This is a genomic window from Alloscardovia criceti DSM 17774 (assembly GCF_000376885.1).
In the GTDB taxonomy this organism is placed as follows: domain Bacteria; phylum Actinomycetota; class Actinomycetes; order Actinomycetales; family Bifidobacteriaceae; genus Alloscardovia; species Alloscardovia criceti.
Map to the genome: position 1 here is coordinate 298,380 of NZ_AQXR01000009.1, position 24,116 is coordinate 322,495.

The window sequence follows — 24,116 nt, forward strand, 5'->3', positions numbered from 1 at the left end:
TGTGAAGGCACAATGGTTGGAATACGTGACGTTGCGAAAAAAGCAGGCGTCTCCACAAGCACAGTTTCGCTGGTTATCAATAACAGCGGGTACGTTTCGGACAAAATGCGCGAACTCGTCACCGCTGCGATGCAGGAACTCAATTACATTCCAAACGATTTAGCGAAAAACCTGTCTAAAGGCCGCACCAATACGGTGGGCGTTATCATCCCTACGCTCCAGCACCCCTTCTTTGCCTCGCTTGTGGCAAGAATTCAGCATTACTTGGACGTGCAAGGTATGCGAGCTCTGCTGTGTTCTACAGCCGATCAGCAAACGGGGGAAACTCAGTATGTAGATATGCTGCAAAGGCATACACTCGATGCGCTGATTATGGGCTCGCATTCCCAGCTGAGCCAGGAGTACTGGGAAACGATTCATCGTCCCATTGTGGGCTTTGACCGTTATCTGTGTGATTCCATCCCAACCGTGGGTGCAGACCACGTCTCTGGCGGGCGTATCGTGGCGCAAAAGCTCATCGAAACGGGCGTGCAGCATGTGGTCAACATTGGCGGCCCGCGCACGCGTTTCCATGACCGCGACCGAGGTGTGGAGCTGCTCAATGCCCGTGCAATGAGTTCACGGCCAGACAGCTCCTTCCCTACGGTGCGCTATCAGTTGGTCATGGAGGATGAGCTACTGACCGCAGGTATTGAGACGGATTACATTACGGTGGAGGACCTGTCGGATTTGTCGCTCTTCTTGAGCTCTGCGCAGCGAGCTTTCGACGATTTTGCGGATGTGGATGCCATTGTGGCGCCGGATTTGGCGGCCGCCGCGGTGATCCAAGAGGCGACGAAACGCGGCATCCGCATCCCGGAGGATCTGCAAGTCATCGCCTATGACGGTACGTACATTACGCAATTTGCGGGTCAACAAATTTCATCCATCGTGCAAAATGTAGATGAAACCGCGCGCCGCTTGGTGGTGCATACCATGCAGGAAATCGAAAGATATGCCCATGCCGAACGGTCAAAAACGCAGATTAGCGCGGATCAGTCCGGTGAGAAGATTTCCAATGATCATCAGGACTACTTCTCCGTTTCTGATAATTCTGAGGGCGTGCCGTATCGCTTCGATGCGGTCAAACTCGAATTTGTGGAGCGGCACACAACCAAGCGTATGGATATCAATAAATAAATCCATCAGCAGTGCCTTCAAGGGCTTCCGATTCAGCGCAATCGGAAGCCCTTATATTATTCCCGAGCGCCAAGAATTTCATGAATCGCGCCAAAAATTACCTGAGTAGCCGATTAAAATTTGCTCTTATCAAACGGGTTCGATATAATAGGAGAGTCTGAAAAATTGATCAGCCATGGAGGACTGATGAAGAACAAAGTTCAATTAATTACCTATGCAGATCGCCTTGGTGATGGGACATTGCAGTCTATGACCGAGACCATCCGCAAGCATTTTGATGGCGTGTATGAGGGCGTGCATATTCTCCCATTCTTCACACCGTTCGACGGAGCTGATGCAGGCTTCGACCCAGTGGATCACACGCAAGTGGATCCACGTTTGGGCTCTTGGGATGACGTGGCAGAGCTTTCCAAGACGCACGACATTATGGTCGATACCATTGTGAACCACATGTCGTGGGAATCCAAGCAGTTCCAGGACGTGATGGCTAAGGGTGAGGAATCTGAGTATTATCCAATGTTCCTGACCATGTCTTCGATTTTCCCAGATGGCGTCACCGAAGAGGATTTGACCGCCATTTATCGTCCACGTCCAGGTCTGCCATTTACGCATTACACCTGGGGTGGCAAGACGCGTCTGGTCTGGACAACCTTTACGCCTCAGCAGGTGGATATTGATACCGACTCAGAAATGGGTTGGAATTATCTGCTCACCATTTTGGATCAGCTGTCTCAGTCGCATGTATCCCAGATCCGTTTGGATGCGGTGGGCTACGGTGCGAAGGAAAAGAATTCGTCCTGCTTCATGACGCCGAAGACCTTCAAGCTCATCGAGCGCATTAAGGCTGAGGGCGAGAAGCGTGGCTTGGAAACCTTGATTGAGGTGCATTCCTACTACAAGAAGCAGATCGAAATTGCTTCCAAGGTGGATCGCGTGTATGACTTCGCCATCCCGGGTCTGCTTTTGCATGCTTTGGAATTCGGCAAGACCGATTCGTTGGCCAAGTGGATTGAAGTACGTCCGCACAATGCGGTCAACGTACTGGATACGCACGATGGCATTGGCGTTATCGACATCGGCTCTGACCAGATGGATCGCTCCTTGCTGGGTCTCGTACCAGATGAGGAAGTCGATGCTCTGGTGGAGTCCATTCATCGCAATTCCAACGGCGAATCCCAGGAAGCAACCGGTGCGGCCGCATCTAACCTTGATTTGTATCAGGTCAACTGCACGTACTACTCCGCTTTGGGTAGCGATGACCAGAAGTACATCGCTGCGCGTGCCGTGCAGTTCTTCATGCCAGGCGTGCCACAGGTATATTATGTTGGCGCTTTGGCGGGTAAGAATGATATGGAGCTGCTCAAGAACACCAATGTGGGCCGCGATATTAATCGTCACTACTACTCCGCAGCCGAAGTCGCTCAGGAAGTGGAGCGCCCAGTGGTGAAGGCTCTCAATGCATTGGGTCGTTTCCGCAATACTCTGTCCGCCTTCGATGGTGAATTTAGCTACACCGAAGCAGACGGCGTGCTTACCATGACTTGGGCGGATGACGCTACCAGCGCCAAGCTCACCTTCGCCCCTCAGGCCGGTGCTCACGATGTATCCGTAGCCCGCTTGGAGTGGAAGGATAGTGCTGGCGAGCATGCTACCGATGATCTCATTGCAAACCCACCAGTGGTGGCATAGCAGGAGAGTAGTGGACATTTAGAATAATTCTTCTCCTTCATATGCGTCCCTTTGCGCGCTTCACAACGAGCTAGCTCAGGGGCGCACTTTTATATGTGCTGGATGTATGAGTGTAAGGTTTTTCCTATGAGTGGCTTTTTCGATCAAAACAACTGGTTTTACAAACTGATGGGCATGCTGTTTGATTTAGTGGTGCTCAATGTCATCACCCTCATTGTCAGCATCCCACTGTTTACAGCTGGCGCGGCCTTAACTGCCTTACATTACACGTTGTGGCGCATGGTGAGGGGAGAAGAGGGCTCGCTGCTGAAAATGTATTTTTCTGCCTTTTCTTCGAATTTCAAAAAAGTCACACCCATCTGGCTGGTGGTACTCGTGCTGGCAGGCATTGGAGCGGCCGATGTGTACTTCGTCACGCATTTTGAGGAAGTTGCTCCGGGACAACCGAATGCCTTGCGTGCTGTGCTGATTGTGGCATTTAGCATTATGGCGGTTATTGTCGTCGCCATCACCCAGTGGTACACCATTTTGGTCTCGCGGTATGAAAACACGAATGCTGCACACCTGAAAAATGCGGCCTTGAGTGCTATGGGCTTTTTCCCACAAACGCTGACCATGCTCATCCTGCTCGTTGGCACCGCCGTTGCCTGCGTGATTTTTTACGGATACGCTGTGCCTTTTGTTCTGTTGCTCGGCATTTCTCTGCCACAGTATTGCTGTGCGCTGGTGTATAACCCAGTGTTCGAGAAATTAGATAATAACTAGCAGAAACAGAAAAGACGAGAAGCCCGGAATTACCGGGCTTTTGTGCTTTCTGTGTGAATTTTATCGGACAATTATCACACACGTATCGAACCCGTTTGACATCCCTGTGATTTTTAGGTATTATCGAACCGGTTGCATAAAGAAGTGACCGGCAAAGAAGCAGTAACTTGTGCTTGCTTTTCAAGGACGGAAAGTAAAGCAAAGGAGAGATAAAATGTTGAAAGATTGGAAGCGCTGGGCTACCGCAGCAGTAGCAACCGTTGCAGCAGTTGGATTATTGGGTGCTTGTGGAGCAGGTTCTGGCAGTGGCGACAGTGACCGCACAAAGATTACAATCTTTAATTCCAAGATGGAAATTCAGTCCCAATTCGAAGAGCTGGCTGAAACATATAGCGAAGCGCATGATGTAGACGTGGAGGTCTACTACTCCAGCGATACCGTTGCAGCTCATTTGGCTACAAAGTACGCAGCAAACCAGCCTTATACCATTTCTATGGTGGATGCAAAGGATGTATACTCCTTGGCTGAAGAGCATGCTCTGGATTTGAGCGACCAGTCTTGGGTGAGTGACACTGACCAGGCCATCGCCATCGATGGTAAGACCTATGGCTTCCCAGTCACCATCGAAGCACGCGGACTTATCTATAATGCAGATGCCATTAAGAAGGCTACGGGCAAGGACTTCGACCCATCAACTATTAAGACTACTGAAGACCTCGAGCAGCTCATTTCTGATTTGAAGGCGGGCGGCATGGAAACCCCAGTGGGCATCATGAAGGAAGACTGGTCCCTTGCAGCTCACTACCTCCCACAGGTCTATGAAGAGCAGACCGATCCTGCAGCATTCATTCAGTCCTTGCATGATGGCGCAGATTTGAACGCCGATGCACGCTGGACCTCCTTGATGAACACCTTCGATGTGCTCAAGGAAAACAACTACGCACAGGGCGATAAGGCTATTTCCGCAGAGCGCGAGGTGACCGAGCAGAAGCTGGCACAGGGCGATATCGCTTTGATGTTTGGTGGAAACTGGGATTGGTCCGTGCTCAACCAGTATGAGCCAACCGAAAACATGGGCATGATGCCAGTGCCACAGGATGACAACGATCTCGAAGTGCAGGACAAGCTCGTAGGTGGCGGTTCTAAGTACTTCTTCATTGATAGCTCTGAAAATACCTCCGAAGCACAACAGAAGGCTGCTAAGGACTTCCTCACCTGGTTGGCTGAAGACAAGGAAGGCCAGGAATGGCTGGTAAACACGGCTAACCTCGTTTCTCCATTCAAGAGCAATACGCTGACCGTGGCTGACCCATTGGGTAAGTCCGTGAAGGAATACGCAGATGCGGGCAAGCTCATCGACAACTACAACTACCTCCCGGATGATCACTACTCTGTGCTCGGTGCTCAGTTCCAGAAGTACCTCGCAGGTCAGTCTGATCGCGCAACCTTGGCTACCCAGATTGTGGATTACTGGAAGTCCAACGATATGAGCACCATCAAGTAATTTCCGCTCGGAAATCTTGATGCACTCCATCTCAATCAAAAAATTAATATGAAGAGCCCAAGAAAAGTGACGCATGGGGAGCTTTCACCAGAGAACCTTCTTATGGTGTCACTTTTCTTCTCTTCGCTCTTGTCTTCACGACGTACATTATGCAGAGCATCACACAGTCGCGGTGCTACGCATATATCCACATCCATTACACACACTAATGGTGAGAGAAATGAAACAGAATAAACTTTCCTATAAAATCGGACAATATTTAATGTTCGCAGGCCCGGCAACGATACTCTTCGTTGCAGTGGTGATCGTGCCCTTTATTTACGGTCTGTATTTAACCTTTACCAGCTGGGATGGCGTCGCAAATACCAAGCCATTCGTCGGCTTCCAAAACTATCGCGATGCTTTCGCAGATACCGATTACTGGTCGGCTCTGGGACGCACCGCAGTCTACTCGGTAATTTCCGTGATTTTGGTCAACATCGTAGCCTTTGCTTTGGCTTACCTTGTAACCTCCGGTCTGAAGGGCCAAAACATCTTCCGCGCAGGATTCTTCATTCCAAACCTTATCGGCGGTATTGTCTTGGGTTATGTCTGGAAGTTCGCATTTAATCGCGCATTCGTCGCCATCGGCACGGCACTGACCGGGCATGACGGGGCTTCGCTCCTAGGCACGACCAATGGAGCCTTGTTTGCGCTGATTCTCGTATCCGTCTGGCAATACGCCGGCTATATGATGTTGATTTATGTGGCGGGCTTCATGGGCGTGGATAATTCCCTGAAGGAAGCCGCACTTATCGATGGCTGCAGCAACGGACAGGCCATGCGTCACGTCATCATTCCTTTGATGCGTTCCTCCTTCGTGCAGTGCATCTTCTTGTCCACCACACGTTGCTTCATGGTCTACGATTTGAACCTCTCCTTGACCAAGGGCGAGCCATTCAACTCCTCCGTTTTGGCTGCTATGCACGTGTACAACAAAGCATTCGTATACAAGAATTACGGCGTAGGTCAGGCTGAGGCTTTGATCCTCTTCATCATCTGCGCAGTCATCGGCATGATTCAGGTATACGTTGGTAAGAAGGGCGAGGTGGCAGCATAATGGCTCAGTTAGCTCAAATTCAAACACACGATAACCGTAAGGCTGTTATTCGTCAGCGCATTGCACATGGTTTGACCATTGCCTTGCTGACCATCCTCTTGTTGATGTTCCTGTGGCCATTCTTCTTGGTTCTCACGAACGCCTTCAAGTCCATGAGTGACATCACCAGCCAGCCGTTAAGCATTGTGGGCGATCATGGCTTTACCTTAGATAACTTCACCAAAGCTATGAAGAGGATGCACTTCTGGCGTGTATTTGGTAATTCTGCCATTATTACCACCTGCGCCACCGTGCTGACCGTACTCTTCTCCGCCATGGCGGCCTACGTACTGGTGCGCAATCCAAAGTGGACCGCTTCCAAGCTGACCTTCTCGGCTATGGTAGCGTCGATGGTCATCCCATTCCAGGTCGTCATGGTGCCATTGGTCTCCGTATACGGTGGTTACCTCGGCATCCTCAACTCCCGCACCACTTTGATCTTCATGCACGTGGGCTTCTCCGTCTCTTTGGCGGTGTTCATGTTCCACGGTGCCATCAAGACCAACGTGCCGATCGAATTGGAAGAGGCAGCCGAAATCGATGGTGCGTCCAAGTGGCGAACCTTCTGGACTGTGGTCTTCCCATTGCTCAAGCCAACGGCTGCCACCGTAGCCATCATTGATGCCATGGCATTCTGGAATGATTACCTCCTGCCATCCCTCGTCCTGACGGACAAGAAGCTGTACACCATTCCTATTGCTACGCAGGTCTTTTACGGTACGTACTCCACGGATATTGGTCTGGTTATGGCCGCACTTCTGCTGGCTATGCTCCCAATCCTCATCTTGTACTTGGCTTTGCAGCAATTTATTGTAGCTGGTGTGACTGCAGGTGCAGTAAAGGGTTAAGACTAAGCTCCGCAAACCCCGCGGTTTCGCTCATGCTGCGGGGTGAGCGCGTTCATAAAATTTCTCTCACCATCCCTTGCCTCGTAATGAGGCAAGGGAATTTCTTATTTTTGGTAAGAAAATCTTAAAAATGGCACAATCATACCCTTTTTCGTCTCTTTCACCCTCTATAATGTAAATCGGTAAAAGCGCTGCAACGTGGCGCCTTTTTTATGTGAGGGTAAAACATGGCACAGAATAATTCGCCGTTGCCAGGATCTGGAAAATTCCAGCGCCCAGGCATTGATGATCGCCCAGATTTGGACGAAGCATTCGATGACGAACAAATGAACGCTATCAACAGATTAGCTGTACCAATGAAAACAACAAATATCGAAGAAGAACCTACTCTTGAAGATCCAGACGTGCAGGCCACGCGCATGAGCGCAGAATCAGGAGCCGCAGCCGCGGCGGCAGTACCGACCGAAGTGCCGGGCACTGCATCCGCATTTGTAGATCTGCGCGATCCTATGGTCAGCGCCGATGGACACCGCCCAACGCGTGCAGAAATTATCCGTCTTGGCGTGGGCTTTACTATCACAGCTGTTTTGGGTGCTATCCCATGGCTGGCTATGAACTCCATCTTGCTACCAGATTTGCTGCAATCCATCGATTATGCCAGCAAAGACGCAATGATTTCCCTGATTAGCTCTGTGGGCGCAGTCGTTGCACTGTTTTCCAATCTTATTTTTGGTACCTTCTCTGATTTGACGCGTTCGCGCTTCGGCCGCAGAACGCCATGGATTATCGCCGGTGGTCTGGTAGCCGGCGCTGCAGTGGCCCTGATTTCCACGGCTACGACTGCATGGGCAGTCGTCGTGCTGATGTGTTTGGCTCAGTTGGGTTACAACATGATGCTGGCTCCGTTTGTGGCCACCATGTCCGACCGCGTGCCAGATAAGTTCCGTGGTACCGTTTCCGCCTTCTATGGCGCGGGCATTACGACCGGTCAAACCCTGGGTACCTTGGTGGGCTCCATGATGAAGGATACGGCTACAGGCTTCCTCATTGGTGGTGCTATTTTTGCCATTTTAGGTATTTTGGTCGTGACCATTTGGCCGCGTGAAAAGAGCAATAAGGATCAGCACCGCGAAGCATTTAGCATCAAGATGATTCTCAACTCCTTCCGTCCACCGCGCAATGCGCCAGATTTCTACCTCGCGCTGGTGGGACGCACGCTGATGATGGCAGGTTACTTTATGATTTCCAGCTACCAGCTCTACATCGTGCAGTACTACATTTTCGGCGGTGGCGAAGGCTCAAATGACTCTGCGAAAAGCGTGATTGCCATCATGTCCACGATTACTTTGGTCGTCTCCTTGGTGGCAGCCTTCGTGTCTGGGCCAATTGCGGACTATATCGGCAAACGCAAACTGCCAGTAGCGCTGTCCAGCTGCCTCTTCGCCGTGGGTGCCGCTATGCCATGGCTCTTCCCAAGTGCTATGGGTATGTACTTATTCGCCGGTATTGCAGGCTTTGGATATGGCGTGTATAACGCTATTGACCAGGCTTTGAATGTGGCTATTTTGCCCAATCCGGAAGAAGCTGGAAAAGATTTGGGCATTTTGAACCTTGCTAATACTATTTGCACCGTGCTCGGTTCTGTCTTTACAGCCACCATCTTTATGCTCTTCAACAGCTATGCGCTGGTCTTCCCAGTGTGTATCGTGGTCGTACTGGCCGCCGCATTCATCATTATGCGCATTAAGGGCGTGGAGTAAATCTCGGTATATCCTATCCACGCTTTAAACGGGTTGCGTGTCACATGCAGCCCGTTTTTTCTGCGCTTTGTTGTCGTAATTCAGTTGTAATAATTCGAGTTACAACGTATGATGGAATATTCGAAAGACTTTTACCAACGGAAGTAAAAACTACAGACGCAAAAGAGTACAGAAACATGCAAATTTCCAGTCGATTTACTATAGCTATACATATTTTTTCCTGCATCGAATACTTCCAGAGTGCGCATAAGATAACTAGTGAGTTTTTGGCCGATAGTATCCAAGTCAATCCGGTAATCATTCGCAAAATCTTGGCGCAACTGAAGAAAGCAGGGCTGGTGAATGTAGCGCGCGGTGCAGGTGGTGCTACAAGTGCCAAGCCCGTGGCTGATATTACGCTTTTCGACGTGTATCAGGCCGTGGATAGCGTGGAAAATGGCGAGCTATTCCATTTTCATGACAACCCCAATCCGCAGTGTCCAGTTGGGCGCAATATTCACAATGCCTTAGATGACAAGCTCGCCCAAGTGCAGGCCGCCTTTGAAAATGAGATGAAAAGCATCACCATTCAAGATGTCGTACGCGATACCCAGCATTTCATTGCGTTGGAAGGGAATTCAGAGGCATAATCTTAGATACTGACCCACACATAATCATAAAAATCCAACAAAATAAAGAATTTTCCTAAATTAACCATATTGTGGTATGCGATGTCTTAAAACTGGAAAATCTCGATACTATAGTGCCAAGAGTTGGGACAAAATCCTGCGATTGACACATTCGCGTTAAGAGAATAAACGCAGTATTTTAAGGAGCGCCTCATGGCAGCACAAATTTGGTATGAAAAGGATGCAAACCCTTCCGTTCTCGATGGCAAGAAGGTTGCAATTATTGGTTATGGTTCCCAAGGCCACGCACATGCACTCAACTTGCGTGACTCCGGTGTGGACGTAGTTGTAGGTCTTCGCCCAACCTCCAAGTCTGTAGAATTCGCTAAGGAACAGGGTCTGGAAGTTCAGTCCGTAGCGGATGCAACGGCAGAAGCAGATATCGTGATGATTCTGGCTCCAGATCAGTACCAGCGCACCATTTGGGCCAATGACATCGAGCCAAATTTGAAGCCAGGCGCAGCTATTGCTTTCGCTCATGGTTTCAACATCCATTATGGCTACATTAAGCCATCTGCAGACCACCCAGTATTTATGGTGGCTCCAAAGGGACCAGGCCATATCGTGCGTCGTCAGTACACCGAGGGACGCGGCGTTCCAGTAGTTGTAGCAGTGGAGCAGGATCCACAGGGCGATGCTTGGGATATCACCTTGGCATACGCTGCAGGTATTGGTGCTCTGCGTGCAGGTGCTATCAAGACCACCTTTAAGGAAGAAACCGAAACCGATCTCTTCGGTGAGCAGAACGTACTGATGGGTGGCGTCAACAAGCTCGTAGAAATGGGCTTTGAAGTATTGACGGATGCCGGTTATCAGCCAGAAATCGCTTACTTCGAGGTTTGCCATGAGCTTAAGATGCTCGTGGACCTCATGAACGAGGGCGGTTTGAACAAGGCTCGCTGGTCTTGCTCCGATACCGCTCAGTATGGTGACTACACCAACACCGTCATCGACGAATCCTGCCGCAAGCGCATGGAGTACCACCTTGGACGCATTCAGGATGGCTCCTTCGCGAAGGAATTCATCGATGATCAGGATGCGGGCGCTCCAAAGTTCAAGGAACTGCAGGAAAAGTACTCCAACGTACGCATCGAAACTGTGGGTCCAAAGCTGCGTGCTATGTTCTCCTGGAATAACGAAGGCGTCGCAGATGCTGATGAAGGCCAGTCCTTCAATGGTAAGATTGCGCGTACTCAGGTACAGGAGTAATTGCTAACCCAATCTTAACATTTCGCTCGCTAAGGAGAGATCTTAATCAAGATCTCTCCTTTTGCATTAGAATTGTTAAAGAATTGAATGACAATATTTCTATGAGTTGGATTCCTGTGCCTGCAAATAATAAAAGAATAGTAGATTTAAGTGCAAGTGACGCACGTGAGCAATTACTAGACCCTCGAGCGTATTGCACGATTCCACTGCCTGAATATATAAATTCTAAGCCAATCTTAGACGTGGCGAATGCTTTCGTGTTTTTTTGTTGGGATGGCAAAAGCATAAAAGAATTGAAGCAAACGGATGCCAGTTGGAAGAATCTGATGAATGCAACTGACTATGTTAATTATAAATTATTAACCAATAAAGATGGGTTATTGAGTTGGCGCCCTATTGAGCTTATGGAGCCAATCTGCTATGTACAGCTAGTAAGAACAATCACAACTCCAGAAAATTGGGAAATAATTGTAAATCGTTTTAAAGAGGTTGAGTCTTGCAACGTGATAGAGTGTTGCTCTCTCCCATCGGTAAGAAGTGATGACGAACATCTCAGTAAAACATCAATTCTAAACTGGTGGAGTGGCTTTGAACAGAGGTCGGTTGAGCTGTCTTTGGAATACCAATTTATGATCACAACCGATATAGCGGATTGTTATGGATCAATCTATACGCATGCAATCTCTTGGGCACTACATGGAAAACAATTAGCAAAAAAGAAAAGAAATGCTGATGCTTTATTAGGGAACAAAATTGAAACAATTCTCAGAGCTCCACGTGCTAACCAGACTAATGGAATTCCTCAAGGCAGTATGCTCTCTGACTTGATTGCAGAAATGGTTTTAGGTTATGTAGACATTGAACTTCAGAAAAGGTTGGATGTAATCTTTAGTTCTAATGACGGAGAGACAAACAGAAGCAATAAACCAAAGTTTAAAATTCTTCGTTATCGTGATGACTACCGGATTTTTTCTGATGACCATGCAGTAGCGCAAACGGTCCTACTAGAACTTATGCAGGTCTGTGCTGAAAACAATTTTAAATTGAATTCAGGTAAAACAAACCAATCAGAGGATATAATTATCAGTTCGATTAAGCCAGATAAAATAGCTTGGCTATCAATTGGATGTTATCCAAAAAATTTGCATAAACAGCTGTTATTAATAGCTGACTTTTCAAGACGTTTCCCCAATTCGGGCACCCTACTGAAAGAAATATCACGTTTTGCCGATCGGCTTGAGCATCTTAAAGGGAGACCTGAGCAAAATCAAGTACTGATTGCGCAGGTTGTAGATCTTATGGTACGTAATCCACGGTGCTACCCTTCGGGGTGTCGTGCACTGAGTATTCTTTTGAAGTATGAGTCGGAGGAATCCCAAGCACGTCTTTTCGAATTAATTCTTAAGCGTTCTCAATCAGTACCGAATAGGGGGCTGTTCGAGATATGGTTACAAAGGATTGCAGTGAGGCTAGAATGTTTCGTCTCACACAAATGGGAAGAACGAATTTGCGAGTGTCTGCCTCAAACCTCAATAGGTGACACTCAAAGACAAAACCCATTCAATTTTGACTGGGTTGATAAGGAGTCTTGTGCTTTGATCCAAAATGTGCCAATTGTGGATCAAAGCAAGTTGGAAGTGATAACGCCAGAAATTTCTGCCGATGAGGCGAATGAGCCTTTTACTTACACAGGCTTTTTATGGTAGTAATTATAGGGGCTATTGAATTTTCAGAATTAACAAGTGCCCATAAATCGAAAAAGGGCGCAACTCTGAACTGTGCCTTTTATAATTAGAGAAGAATAATTTAACCGATGTCAATAATCTTCTTCTCGATAATTTCCCTGATACTTTTTATTTCATCGGGGCACAAGGGTAATTCTAAATTCGTAATTGTCTTACGAACAAACTCTGGATCAAAGATGTTTTCAACATTATATCTCGACATTACTGACTGCAGATATGAGTCACTGTCTCCTGAAAGAACGTCATGGTTCTCATCCCTAAATACATCAATGCTAACTCGATCAAAAAGAGCATGAATGTTTTTGGTTTTTGAATCTTGCTCAATGGTTTGGAGGTTGATAACTGCTGTAAAGTTATTTTTTCTAACAACAATCCACTTCCAAATCCCTAAATTATACGGCGATATATTCCTCCTAGATGTATACCTTGGAGACCCTTGACGCCCAGATACTTTGAAATCATGTTTTCTTAAATCTTCGATAATTTTTGAACGCTCAATATTTCGTGCATCATTATATTTTTTCCTTAATTCTTCAAATGAGGATTCCATATTAAATAATAATAATTACTATTCTTGATTTCTAAAGAATGCTCTCCATAATCGTTTCCTGAGGCTTCATTCCAAGGCTTTCATAAAAAGCCCGTGCGCCTGCGTTGAGTTCCCACACGCCTAGGGTGATGTTGTAATATCCCTTTTCGCGTGCCCAATCGCGCACAAATTCGAGTAAGGTCCTGCCCACGCCTAAACCGCGTGCCTTTTCATCGACACAGACATCGTCGATGTACAAGGATGTGATATCCGTAAACAGCGGATTATCCCGGTAATCGCGCCTTTCGCAGAAGCAGTGTCCATACACCTGAGACGGCTCATATGCAGACACGGCCACGAAAATCGGATTTTCCGAAGCGGTATCCGTCAATCTTTTCTCCAACTCCGCCGCAGAATACTTTGTGCCCAGCTCAAATAAGTCCGGACGTCCGTCATGATGGACGCGGTTTACCTGTTTCAGTAGCTCCATAAGCGTTGGAATATCCTCGATTTGTGCTGGTCGAATGGAGATTTTCTTCATATGTACAGTTTAGGGCGAAGAATGTATATTCCACTGTTATAAAATGAAAATTTGTAGATTGAACAAGAGCGGATGTAAGAGAAGGGCTGGTATGACTGACTCATCACAGACTGAGCACAGAAACAGCAATCTGAAAACGGTGGACCATTTGGATGAAAATAACCAGATGGAGCGTGGGCTTAAGAATCGTCACGTCCAGTTCATCGCCATTGGTGGCACCATTGGTACGGGTTTATTCCTTGGATCAGGTGAATCCATTGCGCTGACCGGCCCGTCTATCATTCTCGTCTACATCGCTGTCGGTCTGTTTATGTTTATCCTTATGCGTGCCATCGGCGAGCTGATGTACCGTGACCCGAGCCAGCACACCTTCATCAACTTCATCGGCCGCTACGTGAGCCCGATGTGGGGACGGTTTGCGGGTTGGTCATATTGGATTGTGCTGATTTTGATTGGCATGACCGAGATTACGGCTGTGTCCACGTACTGTGTGAGCTTTTTCGGCACCTTCGGCGTGGATATTTCGTGGTACAAATGGCTCATTGAGCTGGTCTTTCTGGGTGTACTCACGGCCGTCAACCTCATTGCAGTAAAAGTTTTTGGTGAAGCAGAGTTCTGGTTCTCCATGATTAAGATTGCCTTGATTGTGGGCATGATTATTACGGCTATCGTGATGGTGGTGCTGAATTTCTCTTACCCAGAGCACAATATCAACGGTGTCGTCACGCCTGCCGGGCATGCGTCCGTTAGCAATTTGTTGGAGAATTTCCAGATTGCGCCGCTGGGCTGGAAGAGCTTCTTTATGGCTTTTCCTATGGTCTTCTTCGCATATGAATTGATTGAATTTGTAGGCGTCACCGTGTCCGAAACGGAAAATCCGCGCAAGATTTTGCCCAAGGCCATTAATCAGCTGATTTACCGCATCCTGATTTTCTATGTGGGCGCTTTAGTGGCCATTATGTGCATCGTGCCCTGGAAGAGCTTTGTGCCGGATGCGCAAGGCAATATCGCCTCACCGTTCATTATGGTCTTCCGCTATGCCGGCTTGGACTGGGCGGCTACGCTCGTATTCTTCGTGGTGATTACGGCAGCCAGCTCGGCGCTGAATTCCTTGCTGTACTCCGCAGGTCGTCACCTGTACCAGTTGGCGGAAAATTCTTCAGAAGACAGTGTGCTCTCGCGCTTGGGGCTGAACCAGGTTTCTGCGGCGAAAGTGCCTGCGCGTGCGATTATTGCTTCGGCTTTCCTCATTATTTTGTCCCCGATTGTCAGCATTATCCCAGGGATTAAGTCCGCCTTTACGCTGTTTTCCTCGGCCTCTAGCGCGGTCATCATCTTCATCTATGTGCTGACCTTGGTTGCACATTACCGGTATCGTCAAAGTCCGCAATTCAGTCAAGATGGCTTTATTTTGCGCGGATATCAGTTCTTTGATGTCATCGGCATTATCTTCTTTGTGGGCATTTACATCTCGCTCTTTGTATCAAATGGGCGCATTATTCCTGCCGTGGCAGGGCTGTTGTGGTTGGCGATTTTTGGTACCTATTGTTACTTCAAAGAGCGCAAAATTGCCCAAGAGCAGCTTGCCTAAGCTGCGTTGCTTGTAAAGAATTCGCCCTGCCAGTTTGCCGACTGCTGGGCGAATTGGGTATATCCCAGACGAGCAAAACTCCATTGGGGGATATCGGGCTGGAGCAGGGCCTGGGGTGCACAGAAAAACAGAGCTGTGGACAGCGCATCCGCCCATGCCGTGGGATACGCACCCGCATGCTGAGCATCTACACAAGTCCACGTGGCCGCTATATCCTGCGTGCTTTCACCAGTGAGTCCATCGATTATGTGATGCACCTCGTGTGCCGCTTGCGCGGGCGTCCAATGCCGGCGTGAAGGGGATGAGGCACACAAGGCCTGACCGGGCTGGAGCGTTATCATGCCCACAGCCTGCTCGAAATTCTGCGGATTTTCTAGACCGACGCGCAGGCCTTCGGTGGTAAAAATATCTCCGCCCGCATTAATTGTAAAATCACTCCAGCCGTGTTCGATCAATGCCTGAGCCAGTAAATCTACGAGAAAGCCTTTTCCGGCGGCGCCAAAATCCAGATGAACGGGCCGGGAAGTGTGCAGCAAATACGGCTGCTGAGGATCGCGCCATACATCCACACCCCATGTGGCACGCGACGTTGCCTCTACACCGAAATCCTCACCGTAGCCTAACCGCACTAAATCCTCAGCCACCGTAGGCGTAAAACGACCATCCGTCGCGCGATACAATGCATCATAAATATCAAAAAGCTGCGCCGCATAAGGCGGGAAAAGGGCCGAAAATTCACGGTGCTGGGTCATTTGACTGAGGAGACTATCCGCCTGGAAACGAGAAAAATACTGCTCAAAATCGTGGATGAATGCGGCTAGTTGACTGTGTAATGCTTGGATCTGCTGCTGTGACATTTCGGCGCGGGAGGAAGAAATGATAATGCCCGTGCCCACGGCATGCGGAAAATCAAGAAGAACAGACATACCTTCACCATACCCGAGCAAAGTGGGCGGGTAAACGGTAGAAACTGAGATATTTCAGAAAAACTATTTACTTTTGGCGAAATTCCTTTACCCTTGGTTTTGAGAGCACAGGGAAAACCTGAAGAGAAAGTGAGCGTGAAGAAGTGACTGCACACTGTACAACAACACAGAAGAATCAGCAGCCCACAGTAATGCGCTATATCCTGCGAGCAGTGCTGCTTGCGGCCTTTGTAGCAGTGTCCACTTCGTTTATTTTTGCGCCTTTAGTCACGCCGTCCAGCTTCGCTGCGGACAATACCACGGCAAACACCACCACCGAGAGCGTATCCATTCCTGCCAGTGCAGATGCGGACTCGTGGAGTGTCGTAGCCGCGCAGCTCAACCAAGACCTGAGCGAGGGCGTGGCCTCCCTCCAGCTGGGGGATACCGCTACGGCGGCCTCGCATTTCCAAAGTGCCTACAATACCGACTATGTCGCCTCGAATTTTGCCGTGGTAGCCCAGCAGTATCTGGCTGCTGAAACGGCGCAAAGCATGCAATCCGAGCTCTCTGCTTTTACAACCGACGTGTTTGTATCCTCCAAAACAGCCGGCATTGCAGACCGCGTCAGCACGGTGAGCGCGCAAGTGACGGATGCGGCAAACCAACTGGATGCTACCGCAGATCTGAAAAATCCGCGCGATTACGCCACGGAGCGCGCACAAAAAACAGCACAGGAACGCGAGCAACTGGATGCCGCCAAAACCCGCACCAATGAGGGCCGTGGAACGCGCACGTGGTCGCAAATTGCCGAAGAAATGACGGCTATCCTCGACAAAGCACAAACAGCTGCCACCACCGGCAATGATGATCGCCAAGGCTCCAATCTCGTCAATGAGGTGTACTACCAATACTACGAAAAACTGGGCTTCGAAAAAACCGTGATGAGCGCCATCTCCGGTAGCCGCGTCTCCCAAGTAGAAAACCAATTCAAGGAAACGCGCAAATCCATGATTGGCGGCAAATCCGACGCCGAAGTGACCGCCAACGTGCAAAGCCTGAAAAATATGCTGGTCGAGGATGCCAAAACACTGGATGAAGGCGCCGCTGCCAAGGTGAACCCTTTCGTCACCTTCGCTACCTCGGCATTCGGCCAGGCGTTCATTATTCTCCTGCGTGAAGGATTAGAAGCTATCCTCGTTGTAGCCGCCATTATCGCCTACCTCGTCAAGGCAGGGCAGCGACGAAAAGTTGTGTATATCTATGCCGGCGTCCTCGTGGGCTTGATTGCCTCCGGGATTATGGCGGCGCTGATTACCTTCGTCTTCGAATCCGCAGGTTCCCATCAGGAAGTATTTGAAGGCGTAGCGGCCCTGATTGCTATGGTGATGCTGCTCTACACCAGTAATTGGATGCTCAGCAAATCCTCCCACGATGCGTGGCACGCCTACGTGGACGAAAAAACCCAGAAAAGCATCTCCTCGGGAAGCGTGATTTCGCTGGCCGCGCTCGCCTTTCTTGCCGTCTTTCGCGAGGGTGCGGAAACGGTGATTTTCTACCAGGCATTAGGCACGATGATTAGCGATTCTGACTATTCACCGCTGGTGTGGGGTGCAATGGCCGCCACCGTGGTGCTCATCGCCATCCTGCTGCTTTTCCGATTTACCTCGGTCAAGATTCCTTACAAGTACTTCTTCTCCGTTATGTCCCTTCTCATGTCCATTATGGTGGTTATTTTCGCGGGCTCCGGCTCGCACGAGCTCATCGAAGCGGATGTGATTAACGGTACTTATATGGCTTCCTGGCCTACCAACGACTTCCTCGGTCTGTATCCATACGTGCAAACCGTTGTATTCCAAATTGTGATGGCAATCATTGTTATCGCTCTGTATGTCTTGTCCTCCGTACGTCGAAAGCGCTACGAGCAGCTGAAAGCTACGCAGATTTCCGCCCAGAACGTCTCTGAGCAGAAGAGCGGGCATCCAGAGGATAACTAAATTTCCACCGTATGGGCGTAACACACACAAAGAGAAAAGATAAATAATGAAGAAAAAGAATCTCGCAGTTGCCGTAGCACTCATTCTCGCAGGTAGCCTAAGCCTCGCCGCGTGTGCAAACAACACCTCGAGCAGTAGTTCCTCCGATTCCTCCACCTCGAGCAGCCAGTCTGACTCGAACTCGGACTCAAATTCCACCGCCGTCGGTTTCGAGGAGTTCCCTATCGGGGATGATCAGGAAGTCGGCCCGCTGAACGTGGCGATGGTGTACTTCCAGCCCGTAGATATGGAGCCAGCCGGCATGGGTCTTTCAGCCGCTGAGTCCAGCTTCCACCTCGAAGCGGATATTCACGCGCTGAAAGATAACAATCTTGGCTATGCCAGCGGCGAATACGTGCCAGATTTGACCGTAACCTACGAAATCATCAACAAGGACAGCAACGAAACCGCTGCTTCGGGCACCTTCATGCAGATGAATGCGGATGACGGCCCTCACTACGGTGCGAACGTCAAGCTCGACACCGCCGGTTCCTATACCGTCAAGCTCACCATTGCTTCACCTTCGGAAAAGGGTTGGGCACTGCATGTGGACTCTGAAACGGGCGTGAAAGGTAAGTTCTGGACCACGCCTTTGGAAGCTAACTTCGACTGGGACTACACCCCAATGCAGTGGTAATTTCTCGCAGCGGCCTCAGACGTTGTGAGGGAGTTTTTGAATAGTAAAGGCAAGGCGTAGAGTTTATGCTCGATCAATTCGTTCATGCGCTTCCAGGCTCTTTTGCTCCCATCGTCCTGACCATGGTGATGGGAGCCGTGTGCAAACCTGCGGATGTGAAATATCACCGCTCCAGCCGGTTTGCACGCCTCGGCGGCGTTATTGTAGGGCTTATTGGGGCAGTCATTTTTGCCAGTTTGCGCGGCACCGGCGTTATCACACAGCGCACGGCCGTGAATCTGCCTACGCTGGTGCTCTGCATCATCGCAGATGTTGCCGTGTTGGTCATTTTCGCGCGCATGATGGCCCGGCGTCGCGTAGAGGTGTCTGCGCGTACGGCGGATATCGTGAATTACATTTTTGCCCTCGGCCTTGCCTTGACGTATTTCCGTGCTTTCCCGGATGTGATTTTGAATGTCACGAATTTCGTAGAAACCGGACAGAGCATTTTCACCTCCGATATGCTGCTGCGGGCGCTGGGATTTGTGCTGGGCATCGGCGCCAGCGTGGTTATTGCGGCGATTTTTACCTCGATGAAATCCAGCATCGCGCCTTGGTATTTCGCATTAACGGGCTTTTTACTCACGCTACTCATCGCCGTGCAGCACAGCATCGATGTCGTGCAAATTCTCTTTAGCACACGCGTTATACGGCTAAACAGGGTCGTTTTTTCCTGGCTGGCGTGGGGATTGAACCATTCGCTTGCTATCGTCATTGCGCAAGCCTGCATTTTTATTATTCCCATTATCATTACGCTCATCGCCGGGTGGAAGACGCCGCTCGAGGGTGAAACCATTGCCGTGGTGCGTACCAAGCGCAAATTCAAGCGTCATGCCTATGCTGCCGTGGCCTTTAGCTTGTTAGCCGTTCTGAGCGTGGGTGCCGCCTTAACGTACGGTGTGGCTGCCACACAGGTGGAAATTAAGCTGTCTGAGCCTGAATCTTACGAGCTCAAGGATGGCGTGGCACAGATTCCCGTCACTCAGGTCTCGGATGGTCATTTGCATCGCTTTGAATACACCGCCAATGACGGCACAACCATGCGTTTCCTCGCCATTAAAAAGGGTGCCGGCGCCATCGTAGTCGTGCTCGATGCCTGCGATAACTGCGGCGATGCAGGATATTACGAAAAAGACGGCAAAATTATTTGCAAAAAATGTGATGTGGCTATGAATGTGGCAACCATCGGTTTCAAGGGTGGTTGCAATCCTGTGCCCATCAACTTTAATAACGACGGCACCACGGTAACGGTGCAGGCATCCGACTTGGATGCGATGAGCTCATACTTTAGAAGATAGTAAGGAGGGATCATGTTTTTTGTGCGAATGATTGCGCGCTCCTTGACGCAAGAACTGCGAAAACGTGTGCTCATGGGGCTTACTGTTCTTCTTGCAGCCACCGTCTCTACAGCTATGCTGGGCGTGGTTTTTGATGTGGGGGATAAGCTGACGGACGAGTTGTCCGAATATGGCTCAAACATCACCGTGCGTCCACAGTCGGATGCGGTTATTTCCGATTTGTACTCCACTGGTTCCGCATCCACGCCGAGCTCCGCGCAAACGGATCCGACGCGGTTTATCAAAGAATCCGATTTACCGAAAATGAAGACCATTTTCTGGGCGTATAATATTTTGAATTTTGCACCACAGCTGAACGAACACGTCACGGTGAGCGCGCATAATGCCCGCATCGATCGCGTACCTGTGGCGGGCACGTGGTTCCAGAAAACCTTGAATCTGACCACCGGGGAATCCACCGTGGTGGGCATCCAAACCATGCGGAACTGGTGGAGTATGAATGGCACCTGGCCGCAGGATGACGCGGATGAGGCCATTGTCGGCTCCACGTTTGCGCGTGAGCAGTCCATCAAGGTGGGCGATACGTTGACGCTGGAACGCGATGGCAGAAGTCATGCCGTTACGGTTACGGGCATTTTTACTTCGGGCGATGATGACGATAAAGCCGTATTCACCTCCACCTCTGTGCTCCAAGACGTCACCCAGCTTGCCGATAGTGTGAATTACGTAGAGGTCAAAGCACTGACCACGCCGGAAAATGACTTGGCGCGCAAGGTGGAAAAGTCCCCTGAAGCGGTGTCTCAAACCGAGTGGGAGACTTGGTATTGCACGGCGTACGTCAGCTCTATCGCTTACCAAATCGAAGAAGTTATCCCGGGGGCAGTGGCCAAGCAGGTACGTCAAGTAGCCAGCCTGCAGGGCAATGTTTTGCGCAAAACTCAAGCCATTATGATTGTGATGACTGCACTGACTTTGATAGCCGCCGCCATCGCCGTCGCAAATCTTATGGCCGCAGCCACGGCCGAGCGTTCTAGCGAATTGGCACTGCGCAAGGCTATCGGTGCGAAAAACAGCGAAGTTATCCGCTTTGTGCTGGCTGAAACGGCTTCGATTTGCGCATGCGGCGCTCTGGTGGGCGCCCTCCTGGGCACAGGCGTTGCGCAGGCCATCGGGCAGGTGGTCTTCGGCTCCGGCATTGTGATGCGACCGATGGTTTTCGTGCTCGTAGCCGTGCTTTTGGTGTTAACCGTGCTCGTAGCATCCTTGTCCGCTATGCGCTCCATTTTGAACGTGAAACCAGCAGAGGTGCTACATGGAAGATAAAGAAGAGAAAGACGTGGATACGACACATCACAATTCTCAGTCAGAAGACGTAAAAGCGGCAGAAAGCTCAGAAGCTCAGCCGACGTACACGATTGCAGACGTAAAAAAGCAGGAGCGTGCCCAGCGCGCCATGCTCTGGACTATGATTCGCTCCGCCATTACACGCCGCCGCTCGCGCGCCATTATGGCCGTCATCGCCTCCCTTGTGGGCTCGGCTACGCTTTTTGTACTAATCATGGTGTGCATCGTGGTGCCTGCTCAAATGACCGAGGAAATGCGCACCTACGGTGCAAATCTGGTGGTAACAAGTAATCAAATGGGGGTCACCGCGCAGGGCATTCAACCAGACATGGTGGAGCACACCACTGAAATGGTACGCGCCACCGGTTTTGATGAAAATCACGCCACATATAGGTATGACACCGTGCGTATTAATTCGGCCTCCTACCAAATGGCGGGCATAGATGCGACGCGTGTGCAGGCCATGAATAAATTCTGGGATGTCACCGGCTCATGGCCGCAAAAAGACGACCAGATTTTAATCGGATCCGATGTGGCATCTAAGCTGAGCGTAGAAATCGGCGAAAGCATTACCGTGGGCTATATTGATGAAAATTCTACGGATACGATTTTGGACACGGACGGCACACGCATGCAAATCGTGGGCATCGTGAGTACGGGTGGTAACGAAGATTCTATGGTGTACTCTACGGTGAGCACGCTGGAAAAGTTGACCGGTGTGGAGCGTGGAGCAGACGTTATCGAGTATTCTTCGGAAGCCAGCGGTGCGGATTTGGATAAGCTAGTGAGCAATATCAACGATATGACCTCCATGAATGTCACTGCCCAAGCCGTGAGCAAGATTTCTCATGCCAATGCCAGCATTATCGCCATGCTGACCACGCTGTTTTGGATTATTTCCGTGGTCATCGTGGCGCTGACTTTGGTGGGCGTATCCACCACCATGACCTCCATTGTCTCGCAGCGGCGCAATGAAATCGGACTGCGTAAGGCCTTGGGTGCTTCCAATGCGTCGATCGCCCAAGAATTTTACGCAGAATCCGCCATCTACGGCGTGCTCGGCGGCGTGCTCGGCGTCCTTGTGGGTGCGGTCGTGGCGGCTGTGCTCATCCAATCCGTCTTCGCACGCAGTGCGGCTCCCCATGTGTGGCTGATGCTCCTGTGCGTGCTGGTGGCCGTGATCATAGCCATCGTGGCATCTATCCTGCCTGTGCGTAAGGCAACTCAAATCAACCCAGCTGTCGTATTACGAGAAGAGTAAAAATGAGCGAAATTGTATTGCATTTAGACCATGTGTCCAAGATTTATGGCGATTTGCATGCTTTGGATGATGTGAGTCTGAGCGTGCCGAAAGGGCAGTGGCTATCCATTGTGGGCTCCTCCGGCTCGGGTAAAACCACGCTGATGAATATCATCGGTTGCTTGGATTCGCCAACCAAGGGCGAAGTCATCCTCCAAGGCAAAAACGTGGAGCATTTGCGGGAACGTGAACTGGCAGATGTGCGCAAAAACGTGGTGGGTTTGGTGTTTCAGAAATTCTATCTCATCCAGCATTTGACGGCGTTGGAAAATGTGATGGCGGCTCAGTACTACCACTCCGTCGTGGACGAGAAGCAGGCCTTGGAGGCTTTGCGTCAAGTGGGTTTGGAAGACCGCGCACATCATTTGCCGCGCGAGCTTTCCGGCGGCGAGCAGCAGCGCGTCTGCATCGCCCGTGCGCTGATTAACTGCCCAGATATTATCTTGGCAGACGAGCCTACGGGTAATTTGGATGAGACGAACGAGCATATCGTGCTGGATCTTTTTAAGAATTTGCATGAACAGGGCACCACGATTATCGTCGTTACGCATGATTCCACCGTGGCGGGGCAGGCGCAGCGAGAGATTATGCTAAACCACGGTAAACTGGTGGGAGAAAAGTGGAATGATGCTCAAGCTCGTGCGGATTTTGAAGCTTTGGCTGCAACCGATTCTTCCATTGCTGGCGTCAAGAGTGATGGTTTTGTCTCGCCCACAAAATCGGCAAAAGATACGATGAATCAGACACAATTTGAGTAATGCATACAAGGTGAGGGATATGACAACGAAAGCACACAATCAGGCTATGGCTCTGGCTGCTGCGGGCGTGCTGAGCACGGGGCTGCTACTTGCAGGATGCGCACAGCAGTCTCCAACAGCTGGCGACAATACGGATTTGCAAAGTGACTCCTCAAGCTCGTCCGAGTCTTCGAATAGCTCAAGCACGGATGCTGCCCAAGTGAGCAATGAGATGAATTTCCCGGCCGCCAGTGCGGATACGGGCACCTATGCGGACGGCACATATACCGTTTCTGGCACTTACGGTGAGCATAGTGCTAGCACGATGAATGCCTCCATAAGCATCCAGGATGGCAAGATTTCCTCCGTAGAGGTGACCACAGAGTCATCGAGTGCTATTTCTAAGAAATATGGCAAGGACTTCGTGCAAAATATCAATGCGGCTGTAGAAGGCAAAGATATCCGGGACTTGACTGTGGATACGGTAGCGGGTGCAAGCTGGACTACAGAGGCCTTTAATACGGCTTTGGTCAATGTGCGCGGTGAGGCCTCTGCTGCGGCTGCGCAGAGCTAAAGGAACTGGTCACATACAAGAGCGTTACGCATTCCTACGCTCCATACTTACCGTGAGATGGAAAAAGAGCTGCTGACTTA

Annotated in this window: 21 protein-coding genes; 18 read left to right on the top strand and 3 right to left on the bottom strand. The window is 50.0% G+C overall.

Features of this window, described 5'->3' with window-relative positions; translation table 11 throughout:
- Positions 1–12: 12 nt before the first annotated feature.
- The 10 genes from D570_RS08385 (at position 13) to D570_RS0103285 (ending at position 12,466) form a co-directional block, all read left to right on the top strand.
- Positions 13–1,179 carry a LacI family DNA-binding transcriptional regulator gene (locus tag D570_RS08385; protein ID WP_018142967.1) on the top strand — a complete coding sequence of 389 codons (1,167 nt, stop codon included), beginning with the start codon at positions 13–15 and terminating at the stop codon, positions 1,177–1,179.
- Between the two features lie 186 nt (positions 1,180–1,365).
- Positions 1,366–2,868, top strand: a complete 1,503-nt coding sequence (gene gtfA / locus D570_RS0103245) for a sucrose phosphorylase (protein ID WP_018142968.1) — start codon at positions 1,366–1,368, stop codon at positions 2,866–2,868.
- Positions 2,869–2,994: 126 nt separating this feature from the next.
- The gene (locus D570_RS0103250) at positions 2,995–3,633 is read left to right on the top strand and encodes a YesL family protein (RefSeq protein ID WP_018142969.1); all 639 of its coding nucleotides are present in this window, start codon (positions 2,995–2,997) and stop codon (positions 3,631–3,633) included.
- Positions 3,634–3,847: 214 nt separating this feature from the next.
- Positions 3,848–5,137: an ABC transporter substrate-binding protein gene (locus D570_RS0103255; protein WP_018142970.1), complete on the top strand. Its 1,290-nt coding sequence runs from the start codon at positions 3,848–3,850 to the stop codon at positions 5,135–5,137.
- A 220-nt stretch (positions 5,138–5,357) separates the two neighbouring features.
- Entirely contained in the window at positions 5,358–6,236 is an 879-nt protein-coding gene (locus D570_RS0103260; protein WP_018142971.1) for a carbohydrate ABC transporter permease, read from the top strand.
- A complete protein-coding gene (locus D570_RS0103265) occupies positions 6,236–7,123 on the top strand; it encodes a carbohydrate ABC transporter permease (RefSeq protein WP_018142972.1) in 888 nt (295 codons plus the stop codon). Before D570_RS0103260 ends, D570_RS0103265 begins: the two co-directional genes overlap by 1 nt.
- 227 nt (positions 7,124–7,350) lie before the next feature.
- On the top strand, positions 7,351–8,883 hold the full coding sequence (locus tag D570_RS0103270; RefSeq protein ID WP_018142973.1) for an MFS transporter: 1,533 nt from the start codon (positions 7,351–7,353) through the stop codon (positions 8,881–8,883).
- A gap of 176 nt (positions 8,884–9,059) precedes the next feature.
- Entirely contained in the window at positions 9,060–9,512 is a 453-nt protein-coding gene (locus D570_RS0103275; protein ID WP_018142974.1) for an Rrf2 family transcriptional regulator, read from the top strand.
- A gap of 192 nt (positions 9,513–9,704) precedes the next feature.
- Positions 9,705–10,760, top strand: a complete 1,056-nt coding sequence (ilvC, locus tag D570_RS0103280) for a ketol-acid reductoisomerase (protein WP_018142975.1) — start codon at positions 9,705–9,707, stop codon at positions 10,758–10,760.
- 101 nt (positions 10,761–10,861) lie between these two features.
- On the top strand, positions 10,862–12,466 hold the full coding sequence (locus tag D570_RS0103285; RefSeq protein WP_018142976.1) for an RNA-directed DNA polymerase: 1,605 nt from the start codon (positions 10,862–10,864) through the stop codon (positions 12,464–12,466).
- Positions 12,467–12,566: 100 nt separating this feature from the next.
- Here the strand turns inward: D570_RS0103285 and D570_RS0103290 are convergent, their stop codons facing one another.
- Positions 12,567–13,055 (bottom strand): hypothetical protein, encoded by a 489-nt coding sequence (locus D570_RS0103290; protein WP_018142977.1) that lies wholly within the window; start codon positions 13,053–13,055, stop codon positions 12,567–12,569.
- A gap of 31 nt (positions 13,056–13,086) precedes the next feature.
- The gene (locus tag D570_RS0103295; protein WP_018142978.1) at positions 13,087–13,575 is read right to left on the bottom strand and encodes a GNAT family N-acetyltransferase; all 489 of its coding nucleotides are present in this window, start codon (positions 13,573–13,575) and stop codon (positions 13,087–13,089) included.
- A gap of 91 nt (positions 13,576–13,666) precedes the next feature.
- On the opposite strand from D570_RS0103295, the gene D570_RS0103300 reads away from it, so the two are divergent.
- Positions 13,667–15,166: an amino acid permease gene (locus D570_RS0103300; protein WP_018142979.1), complete on the top strand. Its 1,500-nt coding sequence runs from the start codon at positions 13,667–13,669 to the stop codon at positions 15,164–15,166.
- Here the strand turns inward: D570_RS0103300 and D570_RS08390 are convergent.
- Positions 15,163–16,092, bottom strand: coding sequence for an FAD:protein FMN transferase (locus D570_RS08390; RefSeq protein WP_018142980.1), 930 nt, complete (start codon positions 16,090–16,092; stop codon positions 15,163–15,165). The two genes, D570_RS0103300 and D570_RS08390, sit on opposite strands and share 4 nt — an antisense overlap.
- Positions 16,093–16,283: 191 nt before the next feature.
- Here D570_RS08390 and D570_RS0103310 point away from each other — a divergent pair, with 191 nt between their 5' ends.
- From D570_RS0103310 to D570_RS0103340, 7 genes are all read left to right on the top strand, one after another.
- A complete protein-coding gene (locus D570_RS0103310) occupies positions 16,284–18,068 on the top strand; it encodes an FTR1 family iron permease (protein ID WP_018142981.1) in 1,785 nt (594 codons plus the stop codon).
- A 46-nt stretch (positions 18,069–18,114) separates the two neighbouring features.
- Positions 18,115–18,744 carry an iron transporter gene (locus D570_RS0103315; protein WP_018142982.1) on the top strand — a complete coding sequence of 210 codons (630 nt, stop codon included), beginning with the start codon at positions 18,115–18,117 and terminating at the stop codon, positions 18,742–18,744.
- A gap of 65 nt (positions 18,745–18,809) precedes the next feature.
- Positions 18,810–20,081 (top strand): Fe-S-containing protein, encoded by a 1,272-nt coding sequence (locus D570_RS0103320; protein WP_018142983.1) that lies wholly within the window; start codon positions 18,810–18,812, stop codon positions 20,079–20,081.
- A gap of 12 nt (positions 20,082–20,093) precedes the next feature.
- On the top strand, positions 20,094–21,404 hold the full coding sequence (locus tag D570_RS0103325) for an ABC transporter permease (protein ID WP_018142984.1): 1,311 nt from the start codon (positions 20,094–20,096) through the stop codon (positions 21,402–21,404).
- 130 nt (positions 21,405–21,534) lie between these two features.
- Positions 21,535–22,686 carry an ABC transporter permease gene (locus D570_RS0103330; protein WP_026181834.1) on the top strand — a complete coding sequence of 384 codons (1,152 nt, stop codon included), beginning with the start codon at positions 21,535–21,537 and terminating at the stop codon, positions 22,684–22,686.
- 2 nt (positions 22,687–22,688) lie between these two features.
- Positions 22,689–23,483: an ABC transporter ATP-binding protein gene (locus D570_RS0103335; protein ID WP_018142986.1), complete on the top strand. Its 795-nt coding sequence runs from the start codon at positions 22,689–22,691 to the stop codon at positions 23,481–23,483.
- A gap of 19 nt (positions 23,484–23,502) precedes the next feature.
- Complete coding sequence (locus tag D570_RS0103340) at positions 23,503–24,036, top strand: FMN-binding protein (RefSeq protein ID WP_018142987.1); 534 nt, start codon at positions 23,503–23,505, stop codon at positions 24,034–24,036.
- The last annotated feature ends 80 nt before the right edge of the window (positions 24,037–24,116 follow it).